Origin of the sequence: Hydrococcus rivularis NIES-593 (assembly GCF_001904635.1) — a bacterium.
Taxonomy (GTDB): Bacteria; Cyanobacteriota; Cyanobacteriia; order Cyanobacteriales; family Microcystaceae; genus Hydrococcus; species Hydrococcus rivularis.
Genome location: NZ_MRCB01000004.1, coordinates 73,778 through 86,400, shown reverse-complemented (window position 1 = coordinate 86,400; position 12,623 = coordinate 73,778). Strand labels below are relative to the sequence as shown.

The 12,623-nt window shown below is 46.1% G+C and carries 11 protein-coding genes; 9 read left to right on the top strand and 2 right to left on the bottom strand.

Annotation, left to right across the window (positions count from 1 at the left end; genetic code table 11):
• The first annotated feature begins 53 nt into the window (after positions 1 to 53).
• The 3 genes from NIES593_RS05345 to NIES593_RS05335 all read left to right on the top strand — a co-directional run bounded on the left by NIES593_RS05345 (position 54) and on the right by NIES593_RS05335 (position 4,868).
• Positions 54 to 1,247, top strand: a complete 1,194-nt coding sequence (locus NIES593_RS05345; protein WP_073598596.1) for an amino acid ABC transporter permease — start codon at positions 54 to 56, stop codon at positions 1,245 to 1,247.
• A gap of 95 nt (positions 1,248 to 1,342) precedes the next feature.
• Positions 1,343 to 2,710: a UDP-N-acetylmuramoyl-L-alanine--D-glutamate ligase gene (murD, locus tag NIES593_RS05340; protein ID WP_073598595.1), complete on the top strand. Its 1,368-nt coding sequence runs from the start codon at positions 1,343 to 1,345 to the stop codon at positions 2,708 to 2,710.
• Between the two features lie 43 nt (positions 2,711 to 2,753).
• The gene (locus tag NIES593_RS05335) at positions 2,754 to 4,868 is read left to right on the top strand and encodes a 3-hydroxybutyrate oligomer hydrolase family protein (protein WP_073598594.1); all 2,115 of its coding nucleotides are present in this window, start codon (positions 2,754 to 2,756) and stop codon (positions 4,866 to 4,868) included.
• 174 nt (positions 4,869 to 5,042) lie between these two features.
• Here the strand turns inward: NIES593_RS05335 and NIES593_RS05330 are convergent, their stop codons facing one another.
• Together NIES593_RS05330 and NIES593_RS05325 are read right to left on the bottom strand one after the other, a co-directional pair.
• Positions 5,043 to 6,128: a glycosyltransferase family 4 protein gene (locus tag NIES593_RS05330; RefSeq protein WP_073598593.1), complete on the bottom strand. Its 1,086-nt coding sequence runs from the start codon at positions 6,126 to 6,128 to the stop codon at positions 5,043 to 5,045.
• A 725-nt stretch (positions 6,129 to 6,853) separates the two neighbouring features.
• A complete protein-coding gene (locus tag NIES593_RS05325) occupies positions 6,854 to 7,387 on the bottom strand; it encodes an NUDIX hydrolase (RefSeq protein WP_073598592.1) in 534 nt (177 codons plus the stop codon).
• Positions 7,388 to 7,542: 155 nt separating this feature from the next.
• On the opposite strand from NIES593_RS05325, the gene NIES593_RS05320 reads away from it, so the two are divergent.
• The 6 genes from NIES593_RS05320 (at position 7,543) to hypB (ending at position 12,369) form a co-directional block, all read left to right on the top strand.
• Complete coding sequence (locus tag NIES593_RS05320; RefSeq protein WP_073598591.1) at positions 7,543 to 8,826, top strand: glycoside hydrolase family 10-like protein; 1,284 nt, start codon at positions 7,543 to 7,545, stop codon at positions 8,824 to 8,826.
• A 51-nt stretch (positions 8,827 to 8,877) separates the two neighbouring features.
• A complete protein-coding gene (dhaK, locus tag NIES593_RS05315) occupies positions 8,878 to 9,951 on the top strand; it encodes a dihydroxyacetone kinase subunit DhaK (RefSeq protein ID WP_073598590.1) in 1,074 nt (357 codons plus the stop codon).
• A gap of 53 nt (positions 9,952 to 10,004) precedes the next feature.
• Positions 10,005 to 10,634 (top strand): dihydroxyacetone kinase subunit DhaL, encoded by a 630-nt coding sequence (gene dhaL, locus NIES593_RS05310; protein ID WP_073598589.1) that lies wholly within the window; start codon positions 10,005 to 10,007, stop codon positions 10,632 to 10,634.
• Positions 10,635 to 10,762: 128 nt separating this feature from the next.
• Positions 10,763 to 10,981, top strand: coding sequence for an OsmC family protein (locus NIES593_RS05305; RefSeq protein WP_073598588.1), 219 nt, complete (start codon positions 10,763 to 10,765; stop codon positions 10,979 to 10,981).
• Positions 10,982 to 11,152: 171 nt separating this feature from the next.
• The gene (hypA, locus tag NIES593_RS05300; protein WP_073598587.1) at positions 11,153 to 11,497 is read left to right on the top strand and encodes a hydrogenase maturation nickel metallochaperone HypA; all 345 of its coding nucleotides are present in this window, start codon (positions 11,153 to 11,155) and stop codon (positions 11,495 to 11,497) included.
• The gene (gene hypB / locus NIES593_RS05295; protein WP_073598586.1) at positions 11,488 to 12,369 is read left to right on the top strand and encodes a hydrogenase nickel incorporation protein HypB; all 882 of its coding nucleotides are present in this window, start codon (positions 11,488 to 11,490) and stop codon (positions 12,367 to 12,369) included. The genes hypA and hypB overlap by 10 nt, the downstream gene beginning before the upstream one ends.
• Positions 12,370 to 12,623 lie beyond the last annotated feature (254 nt).

The window sequence follows — 12,623 nt, the reverse complement described above, 5'->3', positions numbered from 1 at the left end:
TTTCAGACAAACAGCCTCCATTTCAGGAAAATCTTCGAGATAAGCAATAAGCAATGACAAATTCAGGGTCAAACGGTCAATCTACACCACTAACTTGGGTTAAACAAAATCTCTTTAGCACTTGGTATAACGGTCTTCTAACGATTTTCAGCCTACTATTTCTCTACTGGCTGGGATCGGGACTGATTGGCTGGGCATTTACTCAAGCTCAATGGGGAGTCATTGGAGCTAATTTGCGGCTCTTTTTTGTCGGGCTATATCCAGCCGAACTGCTATGGCGTGCCTGGACATCGTTAGGAATCATTATGACCTTGGGTGGTTTGTCCTGGGGAATTTTGACGAGGACGAGAGTTTTATTTAACCGGACGACGCTAATTATTTTGGGAATTTTGGGGGCAATCTGCGTTGCGATTGCCCTACCTGCGGGAATTCAATCTAGCCTTCTCCTGTTGGGAATGTTGTCGATTCTAATCGTTGGAGCATTGATAGGACGGCAAGTTGGAAAACGAATTCCTAGTCTTGCTAATTGGTTGCCGCTCATTTGGCTGCTTGCTTTCTTCGTGCTGCTTTGGTTGCTCGAAGGAGGGCTTTTTCTCAGAAAAGTCAAAATCGATGAAAGCGGGCTGATTATGACGCTATTCGTCGCGATCGCCAGTATTTTCCTGTCTTTTCCCTTTGGCGTGTTGCTGGCACTGGGGAGACAAAGTTCCTTACCCGCAATTCGTTGGCTGTCGATCGCTTACATAGAACTAATTCGAGGCTTGCCCCTCATTGGCATTTTGTTCGTCGCGCAGGTGATGCTACCTTTAGTATTGCCTGCCAACGTTCGACTGGAGCGCGTTATGAGAGCGATCGCGGGATTTACGATGTTCGCTGCTGCCTATCTCGCAGAAAACGTGCGTGGTGGTTTGCAATCCATTCCTCGCGGTCAAGTCGAAGCCGCCAAAGCACTAGGATTGAATACTCCATTGGTTTTGGGTTTAATCGTGCTTCCTCAGGCACTCAAAGCCGTTATTCCCAGCATTGTGGGACAGTTTATTAGCTTGTTTAAAGATACTTCTCTATTGGCAATTGTCGGTCTAGTCGATCTGTTGGGAGTCTCGCAGTCGATTCTTGCCAATCCCAAATATCTAGGACGCTACGGGGAAATTTATCTTTTCATTGCCGCAATTTATTGGGTTTGTTGTTATTCGATGTCTTTTGCTAGCAGAAAGTTAGAGAAGAAATTAGGCACTGATAGTCGTTAAATCCCATACAAAAGGAAACAATTTTGCAATCGAACGTCTATAAGCAAAAACCAGATTGAAGGTACTATAAAGGGTGCTTGTAATAGATTGAATATATGCCCAAAGCTTACGTAATTGGACTTGGAAGATCGGGAGTGGCTGCTGCAAAGTTACTCAAACAAGAAGGTTGGCAAGTAATTCTAGGCGATCGCGCTGATAGCGAATCTCTACGACAAACCCAGCGCGATCTAGCAATGGAAGGGATTACCGTAAAACTCGGCCATACATTTACTCTCAACCCAACCGACTTGCCCAATCTAATCGTTGTCAGTCCTGGCGTTCCTTGGGACATTCCCGTCTTAGTCGAGGCTAGAGAAAAAAGCATTGACACGATTGGAGAAATCGAACTCGCTTGGCGCTATCTTAAGTCTTCCCCTTGGCTGGGAATTACGGGCACCAATGGCAAAACGACTACAACGTCTTTGATTGCTGCCATCTTTAAAACGGCGGGATTGAATGCGCCTGCCTGCGGCAATATTGGCTATGCTGCCTGCGAGTTAGCATTAAAAGACTCTCAAACGACCATCCAAAATTCCTACGATTGGATCGTTGCTGAAATTAGTAGCTATCAGATCGAGTCTTCTTTTGAACTTGCCCCCAAAATTGGCATTTGGACGACTTTTACTCCCGATCACCTCAGCCGTCACAAAACCCTAGAAAATTATTACAATATTAAAGCTTCTCTGCTGAAACGCTGCGACTATCAAGTCTTTAATGGAGACGATCCTTACCTAAGAAGCGTAGGGTTGACCCAATGGCAGAATGTTTATTGGACGAGCGTTCGCGGCAAAAGCAAATTATTGTGCGAACCGGCGAAGGGAGTTTATCTCGAAGACAGTTGGGTAAAGGCTTTTGGGGAATTAATTATGCCCGTACACCTATTTAAAATGGCGGGATCGCACAATCGGCAAAATTTGCTGATGGCAGTGGCAGCGGCGCGGTTAGCCGGAATCGAGAAAGGCGCGATCGCGCAAGCGATTGCCACTTTTCCTGGCGTTCCCCATCGCTTGGAGTATATATGTAATATAGCGGGAATAGACTTTATCAACGACAGCAAAGCCACTAACTACGATGCAGCAGAAGTGGGTTTATCTTCAGTCAAGTCTCCCGCTATCTTAATTGCTGGAGGAGAAGCTAAAGAAGGCGACGATACGGGATGGATAAATGCAATTCGCGATCGCGCTGCGGCAGTGTTATTGATTGGCGATGCCGCACCAGCTTTTGCCAGGCAACTGCAAGCGTCGGGTTACGAATCCTACGAGCTTGTTGAAACCATGGATAATGCGGTAAAACGAGGGTTAGAACTCGCCAAACAAAAAGGCGCGAAGGTGGTGTTATTGTCTCCGGCTTGTGCTAGTTTTGACCAATATCAGAGTTTCGAGCATCGAGGCGATCATTTCCGGCAATTGTGCTTGCAGCTTTGAGATCGCATCCGCGCGATCGCTGAAAGTTTTCTTAGGATCGGTTATGGCAGCAGCAGATCGAATAAACACATTACCTTCTTTCGTTAGTGGTAGCATTACAATACACTACTATGATGGCTTGAGCGACGACTTGCTAACCGCAGGCGTAGGACAAGATGGCTTGATGGATGCGCCGCCAACGGCAACCGATCCCGAAAATCCTACGCCAGCAGAAATTCGCCGAGCAACGATTATTAATCAATACAAAGCGCTAGTGGATTTGCGCCCTAAAGCCGGTTATGGCACATTATACGGTCCCGCAGCGCCCGATCGCTTCTCCACCCCAAGCAGCGATGGCAAAGTAGCAGGAAAAGAATATATCGCTTACGCCGATGATGGCAGCGGGCAAAAAAATGTCACGATGATGGTTCAGATTCCCGATAATTTCGATCGCGCCAATCCTTGTATCCTCGTCGCTCCGTCCCCTGGTTCTCGCGGCGTATATGGCGCGATCGCTGTCGGAGAATGGGGCTTAAAAAACCGCTGTGCGGTCGTCTATACCGATAAAGGTACGGGCATTGGCCTACACGATTTAAATACCGATACTGTCAATCGCATTGATGGCACGCGCGGTACTGTCGCTGAAGTTGGCACAGATGCTAATTTTATCGCTCAAGGCACGGCAGAAATAGGTTTGGCAACTTACAACGCTCGCTATCCCTTTCGCCTTGCCTACAAACACGCCCACTCGCAACAAAATCCCGAAGCCAATTGGGGCAGAGATGTCCTAAATGCCATAAAATTTGCCTATTATATCCTCAATATAGCAGAAAACTTTGGGTTAGTCTCCGGCTCGGAAGTTTTAAGAACGATTACCCCAGAAAATACTATCGTCATCGCGTCTGGCATCTCTAATGGTGGCGCTGCTTCCCTGCGGGCTGCCGAACAAGACGAGCGGGGGTTAATTAATGGCGTCGTCGTATCCGAACCCAATATCAATCCGCGCCAACTGCCGGAAAAACAAGAGTTTAGCCTTAAACAAGGAAATAAAATCTATCCCAATAGCGTCCACGGCAAGCCGCTATTTGAGAGCATTACTTATTACAATATCTACCAACCTTGTGCGAGTGCTGGCACAGAGATTGCTTTTGGTTGGGATCCCGCTAAGGGAAAACCAGAGAACGGCGGATTTTTGGCAGGATCGCCCGGACGCTGTACCGCCTTGCGCGACGCCGGTTTATTGAACGGCAATACTTTAGAAGAACAAATTGCCGAATCCCAAAAACTGTTGAATGACTTTGGCACTCTAGAAAGCACTAATATTATCGCCCACTTATACAATGCGGCTTTTGTCTATGCCGCGATCGCGCCCTTCTATGGGAACGCTTACGGACGCTTTAGCGTGGTAGATAATCTCTGTGGCTACAGCTACGCTTATAGCGATGGTAGCAATCCTCCCAGCGCTAAACCCAACGCAGATTTAGCCAACGATTTTTCCTCCAGCAACGGCATTCCCCCCAGCGCCAGAACGAATTTAATCAACAATTTTGGTAATAACGGTGCGGGAGTGAATTTTCGCTATAGCGTCGATGCCAATAATAACCTCGATGAATATCTCCAGGGAGCTTTATGCTTGCGACAATTAGCGACTGGCACGACTGGAGTAACGACAGATACGGGCACTTCTCTCAGCGGCGAGGCAGCTAACTATTGCGATCGCATTCAGGCGGGCATTGAGGAAATTTTAGCCAGCGGGAATTTACAAGGAAAACCGACAATTATCATACACGGTCGCGATGATGCGCTGCTTCACGTCAATTTTACTTCTCGCTCCTACTATGGCTTAAACCAAAAAATCGAGGGCGAAAACAGTCAGCTAGCCTACATTGAAGTCCTTCACGCCCATCACTTAGACGCGCTCAATCAGGCATTTGACATCGATACGCAAATTCCTTTGCATTATTATCTAGGAAAAGCTCTCGACAGGATGTACGACCATCTAAAAAATGGTACTCCATTGCCAAAAAGTCAAGTAATTCCTACCAAACCTTTAGCCAGCACGGGTGGCACTCAGTTGACAATAGAGAAAAATTTGCCCGATATCGACAGTGACGTTACCTGTACGATCGCGTTTAGCGATAATGTCTTGCATATTCCTGAGTGTGGCAGTTGCTCCTAGTCCAGTCATCGCAAATCTGCGATGACTTGGAATACATCGTTCGGAATCATTTGGTGTTTATTGCTTCCGAACGACAGCGAACGCTATTCTAGGAAGTGACTTTGTTTGTCATATCAAATCCGGATGAACGACCACAATAACCAGTAGTGCGACCAACAGGAGTCGCAAGCGGGACTAATTAAACGGATTTGAGATCGGTGCCGAATTAGAAATTTTGCCGTTAAACGATAGTTTTTCTTGAATGGCTCGTTTGTAAGCTGCTTCGTAATCATCCACCATTTTGATAATACTGAAGCGTTGCTCTACATATTCGCGACATTTTCGGCGATCGAGTTCCATTGCTTTGGGAACGGCTGCAATCATCTCCTCTAGACTAGAACAAACCCAACCCGTTTTCTGATGGGCGATGACTTCGGGAACCGAACCCAAATTCATGGCAACTACCGGGGTTCCGGTACACATCGATTCAATCGTGACTAAACCAAAGGGTTCGGACCAAGTAATCGGAAATAGGGTAACACTTGCATTAGCAAAGAGTTGCGATTTCTCTGACAGATCGAGTTCGCCCAAATACTCTATATTTTTGCCATCGATATGAGGAACGATTTCTGCCTCAAAGAAGTCGCGATCGACTTTATCTATTTTTCCCCCCATTTTCAATGGTATGCCCGTCGCACGGGCGATCGCGATCGCGTGTTGCGGTCCTTTTTCTGGAGACATTCTCCCTAAAAAGGCTAAGTAGGGAGGATTTTCTGGTTGCTCTTGAAACGGATAGTCTTCTATTCTAATCCCGTTATATACTGTACTGAGGTAATTAAGCTGAGGCGCTCCCCGACGCTGAGCATTGCTAATACTAATATAAGGTTGGTCGCGGTAGCGATCGAAGATTTTGTGATTATCCGATGTGAAGCATCCATGCAGTGTATGAACCACCGATGTTTTTAGCATGGGGACAAAGGGCAATGGGGTTATCCCCGTATGGAAATGAATTAGGTCAAACTCATTTGCCATGTCGGTCACTTGAGTTAGCTGAAGTAACTCGTAGGCGACGGGTTCTTTGATTGACGGATCGAGACGGAGTGCGCGAGGGACAATGGCTTTCAGTTCGGCTAAAGTTTCGGAATCTCCGGACGCAAAAAGGGTTACCTCATAACCGCGATTGACCAATTCGTCAGTCAGATGACCGACTACGAGTTCTATCCCACCATAGCCTTGCGGAGGTACTCTCTCCCACAGGGGAGCTACTTGAGCAATTCGCATATAAACTCCTTTAATCGTTTTTACTTGGTTCTTTTAACGACTTGGAAGTCAACTAGACTCCAGTTCGACTGTAAAGATAAAAATCATACCAATCTAATTAGGCAATTTTATTCAACAATGAGAAGATAAAAAACGATTTTTATCTACTCATCTTCAGGTTGTTATTGCGCAAACAAGAGATGAACAAATGTTGCCAAGATTGGCATTAAACTGGTGTCATGGCAACTCCTTTTGAGATTTTAATTGCGTACCTTATGATATCAAATCTGCTTGAAAAACTACAATATCTAGGGAGAGCATTTTACTCGCGAGCGTCCTGCTTGCACGATCTATGCTGACTATTTAATCAAATTTGAGATGATTTTAGCCTTTGAGCGGCAATTCAAGTTCCACCTAAAGAAAGATTTCTAGCTAAGGTAAAGAATAAGCCTTACAGAGGTAGGAATGTTTTTTTTATTTTTTTGCCTTAAAAAGACCGTACAGGGATTTATTGGCGGATAATACCAATCGGTTAAAAGAGGTACTTATTGAGAAAACTTTTTCTATCAGCTAGGAAATGAATTAAAAGAGCGGTTGTTGAGAATGGTGCAAGATCTGAAGTTCAACGCAATAAACGCGATCGCTGCCCTTTACTTTGGGACGATCGCCCCAGTAAAATCGATACTAGCAGCCAATATTAATATCAAATTTGGCTATGATAGAGGGGTGTCTTGTAAACCACTCGCCTACAATTTGGTATTAAAAAGAATGGCTTTTAACTTAAAATACCCAATCTGACAAGCTGAATAATCGCATTGACTTAAATACTCGAATAGATGCCACTCATTTTTGCTAATCGATTCAAAATAGCTGCCATCTTGAGTTGCGACTCCCGGTTCTAGTCCAGTGACATCGGCATAATATAAATAACAAATTTCATTGGTTTGCGTTCCGACAATATATTGACCCAAAGGCAAAACGCAAACTGAAAACCCTGATTCTTCTTTGACTTCTCTTATCGCTGCTTCTAGGGGCGTTTCCTCTCCATCAATGCCTCCAGTAATAGGGCAAGGATAGAGTTTAAGTTTTCCATTGACCTCCGAATTATCGATACAAAGTGGTTGCTGTCTAATCAGAACCTCGTACTCTTTTAAGTGATTTTTTCTGACTAGGAAGACGGCAACCGAGTCTCTTCCTTTTCTTTCTAAGTAATAAAAACCTCTCGCTGTTTTTTTAACGGTAATCCAGTCAGTCGTACAAATCACTTTTTCTTGGTTCATCTTGTGGATTCTAATATCTCCCAATTTTTTAGATTAGTATGGAACTCTCTCGATTTTTAAACCGTCTACGGAAATAAGTTTTTTCTATATCTAGTTTTTGAAGATAGCGATCGCCCTGTCGGATAAGCTAGTGTCTGACTCGATCTTCACTAGAGATGAAACAGTACCTCTACAAAATCCTGACTGTCTGTGCGCACGGATTGGTTGAGTTTAGTCGTCGGTTTGGTCGTCAAGCCTGGTTGATTTTTCTACTTATCTTCGGTTTTACCCTTGCCTCGCTCGCTTTGCCAGCGCGATCGCAAAATCCTTACAACGAACCCGCTGAAATCCGAGGCGTTTGGCTGACCAATATCGACAGCGACGTTCTCTTCGAGCAACAAAGGCTTGCCGATGCGATCGATACCCTTTCTCAATTAAACTTTAATACCCTCTATCCTACGGTTTGGAACTGGGGTCATACGCTCTATCCCAGCGCAGTCGCCGAAGCAGTTATTGGACTTTCCCTCGATCCCGCGCAAGGACTCCAAGGAAGAGATATCCTGGCAGAAACTATCGAACGAGGACGAGACAAAGGAATGGCAGTCATTCCCTGGTTTGAGTTCGGTTTTATGGCACCTGCCGACTCGCAATTAGCCAAACGCCATCCCGAATGGCTGACCAAACGTCTCGACGGCAGCACGGTTTGGCTAGAAGGAAACATTCACAAACGAGTGTGGCTCAATCCTTTTCGTCCCGATGTCCAGCAATTCATTACCGATCTCGTCGTCGAAATCGTTAGTAAATATGATGTCGATGGCATCCAAGTAGACGACCATTTCGGTTTTCCTTACGACTTCGGGTATGACGATTACACTATCAAACTCTATCAACAAGAACATAACGGCAAACTACCGCCCAAACCGCCAGCTAACATCAAAACCGTGAATAATTGCGTCGCTAACAATCGAGAATGGACAGAATGGACGCGCTGGCGGGCAAATAAAGTGACAGACTACCTAAAACAGTTGTTTGCCGCGATTAAAGAAAGCAATCCCGATGCGATCGTTTCTGTTTCTCCCAATCCGCAAGCGTTTTCCTTAAACTGCTATCTGGCAGACTGGCAGAAATGGGAAAGAATGGGGTTAGTTGAAGAAATAGTTCTACAAGTCTATCGCGACGATATGAAAGCTTTCTTGAGGGAATTATCTCAAGCGGAAGTCAGAACCGCCAAAGAACATATTCCCTTCGGCATTGGGGTTTTGTCTGGATTAAAAGGTCGTCCCGTGCCGATCGAACAAATTAAGACACAGGTAAAAGCCGTCCGCAAGCAGGGATTTGCCGGCGTTTCGTTCTTTTTCTACGAAAGTTTGTGGAATTTAGCCCAAGAACCTCTAGAACAGCGTCAATCGGCTTTTCAAGACCTCTTTGCCACGCCGATGAAGCGAGCGAGGGTTTTGTAAATTCAAGTTATCCTTGGTTTTAGGAGCCAATGGGCAAGGAGCGCTGAAACCATGAAAAAACTGATCGATAAGCCAGAAGACTTCGTGCGCGAAAGTTTAGAAGGCATGGCAGCCGCTCATTCCGATTTGATTCGAGTAAACTTCGATCCCACCTTCGTCTATCGAGTCGATGCCCCCGTGCAGGGAAAAGTAGCGATCGTTTCCGGTGGGGGCAGCGGACACGAACCGATGCACGCTGGCTTCGTTGGCATGGGTATGCTCGATGCCGCTTGTCCCGGAGAAATTTTCACTTCGCCCACGCCCGACCAAATGCTAGAGGCAGCCAAATGGGTAAATGGTGGGGCTGGCATCCTCTACATCGTCAAAAATTACAGCGGCGACGTGATGAATTTCGAGATGGCAACGGAATTAGCCCGTGCAGAGGGTATCCGCACGTTGAATGTTTTAATTGATGACGATGTAGCCGTCAAAGATAGCCTCTATACCCAAGGACGCAGGGGCGTAGGGACGACGGTGCTGGCAGAAAAAATTTGCGGTGCGGCTGCTGAAGGAGGCTACGATCTCCGCCAAATAGCGGATTTGTGCCGACGAGTTAACTTGAATGGACGCAGCATGGGCATGGCACTGACTTCTTGTACGGTTCCCGCCAAAGGAACTCCAACCTTTGAACTGGGCGAAAATGAAATGGAAATCGGAATCGGCATTCACGGCGAACCGGGACGAGAACGCACGGCACTCAAGTCAGCCGATGAAATTACCGAGATGTTAGCACTGTCTATTATTGAGGATTCAGTCTACAGCAGGACGGTACGCGAATGGGATGAAGACAAAGGCGAATGGGTGGAGGTAGCGTTGACAGATACCCCCTTGGAAAAAGGCGATCGCGTGTTAGCTTTTGTCAACGGCATGGGCGGAACTCCCCTTTCCGAACTGTATCTGGTCTACCGCAAACTTGCCCAAATCTGTCAAAAACACGGACTGCAAATCGCACGCAACCTCATCGGTTCCTACATGACTTCTCTGGAAATGCAAGGTTGCTCGATTACTCTGCTCAAGTTAGACGACGAGATGATTCGCTTATGGGATGCATCCGTAAAAACGCCCAGTATGCGATGGGGAATCTAGTTGGGATTAGTGGTTAATGGTTAATATAACTACTAACAACTATCCACTAACAAATGACTAAAGACCAAGTAATACAATGGTTGCAAATGTTTGCAGCCGCTATAGAAGAAAATAAGGACTATTTGACAGAACTGGATGCTGCGATCGGCGATGCCGACCATGGTATCAATATGGATCGCGGCTTTAAAAAGGTAGCAAGTCAACTGCCTAACCTGGCTAACAAAGATATTGGCAGCATTTTGAAGCTGGTAAGCATGACGCTAATTTCCACTGTCGGCGGTGCTAGCGGTCCCCTGTATGGGACGCTATTTTTGCGAGCGAGTGGGGCAGTGGCTGGCAAAGAGGAACTGACTGTAGAAGATATGCTCAAACTTCTGCAAACCGGATTAGAGGGGGTACTCGATCGCGGCAAAGCACAACTGGGCGACAAGACGATGGTCGATGCCCTCTTTCCTGCGGTGACGGCTTTCCAGACAGCAGCGGCAGAGAATAAAGATATGTGCCAAGCGATGCAACAGGCAGTAGCCGCCGCCGAGCAAGGCATGAAAGACACGATACCGATGCTGGCAAAGAAAGGTCGGGCTAGCTATTTAAGCGAACGCAGCATCGGTCATCAAGATCCGGGGGCGACTTCTTCTTATTTGATGTTGAAGAGTTTGTTAGCTGCTCTTGAATGCTCTTGAATAATGATATTGGTTTACCAGTCCTATTCTCGCGAGTATACCGCTAGCATAGAAGGGAAACCTCTTTTTGTCGGGTCGGCAGTCCAACCTTTAGGGGCGATCGCAATCTACACAATCCAGAAGATTTAGTGGTTATTGCCCTATCTGCCCGTCATATGTCGAGCTACTTGGCTATCTGCGCCCGCAACCGCATTCGAGTAATTGATTACTCCGACGAAGCAGTGGGAAAGATGGCATACAAAGACGGCAAGATGAAATTTATCGAAGTCGTATTGCATCCAAAAGTGATTATCAAAGCTGGCGACGATTTACAAAGTGCGATCGCAGCTCGCCATCAAGCTCATTAAGAATGCTTCATCGCTAATTCCGTCGCTTTCCCCGTACTCAACGAACCAGTCGTTTTAGAATCTAACGATCCGCAAGCAAGTAACCTTAAGAATTTCTAGACAAAACCTCAGATAAAAAAATTCTAGAGCTGCAATAGATAGTAAGTACAACCCCATACATCGCTCCCCGAAATGCACGAACTCGGAATCACTCAAAATATCGTTGCGATCGTTAACGAACACGCCCAAGGCTTTCCCGTCAAACGAGTAACCTTAGAAATCGGCCAACTCTCGGCAGTGATGCCCGATGCCATTCGCTTCTGCTTTGATGTCTGCTGCCGAGGCACGGTTTTAGAAGGATCGACCTTAGAAATCCTGGAAATTCCGGGTTTGGGAAAATGCCGTCAGTGCGGGACAGAGGTTGCCCTTAACGAACCCTTTGGCATTTGCGATCGCTGCGGCAGCGCCGATCTAGAAATTGTTCGGGGCACGGAATTAAAAATCAAAGAAATGGAGGTAGAAAAGGTATGTGCGTAACTTGCGGTTGTTCTGGCGACGATTCCATCAAGATTACCCATTTTCAAACGGGTGAAACTGTTAGGCAACAGATGAAAGAAGGCGAACACTATCATACTCATACGCTTCCAGATGGCACGGTAATGACTCATTCTCATTCCCATTATCCAACCCCCTCCGTTGACTCTCCCCGGATTCACGCTCGGATGCACGGGACGACGATTTCGCTAGAGCAAGATATCCTCAGAAAAAATGACCTGATTGCGGCTCAAAATCGAGGCTGGTTTAAAGGTCGCGATATTCTCGCCCTGAATTTGGTAAGTTCTCCCGGTGCCGGAAAAACTACCCTCTTAATCCGCACGATTAACGACCTCAAAGCGCAGATTCCCATCAGCGTTATCGAAGGCGATCAAGAAACGGTCAACGACGCTCGAAAAATTAAGGAAACGGGCTGTCAAGTCGTCCAAATCAATACGGGAACGGGCTGCCATTTAGATGCAGCAATGGTCGAGCAAGGCTATAGCGAACTCAACCCTCCCCCCCACTCGATCGTGGCGATCGAAAATGTTGGCAATCTCGTTTGTCCGGCTTTATTTGATTTGGGCGAACGGGCTAAAGTGGCTATTCTCTCAGTGACAGAGGGAGACGATAAGCCGATTAAATATCCTTATATGTTTCGCGTCAGCGATGTCATGATTTTGACGAAAATTGATTTGCTCCCATACGTCCAGTTTGATATAGAACTTTGTCTACAATATGCCAGACAGGTGAATCCTCGCATTCGTATCTTTCAGGTTTCTGCTTTAACCGGTGAAGGGTTGGAGGATTGGTACGAATGGCTAAAAGCTCAATTTCAGGAGCATTGTTCCTTTATGTTTCCTAAAATTGCTTGATTGTTGCTTATTACCATGATTTTCTTAGAAATTGGCGATCGGTCAATTTTCCCTTGGCACAGATCGCCAATTCTCTATTTCATAGATGCATTAAACTCAACTGAAAAACCAAACTAGCTACTGAAAACAGGCGTTAGCCGAAGAGGAAAAACTCGTTTATCATTTATTTATCAATTCGCGGTAAAGTTAGAGCGAAGTAACCTAAAATAGCAAAAGTTTCTATCCGCCCCCAACAAAATCTCTTTTGGTTACCA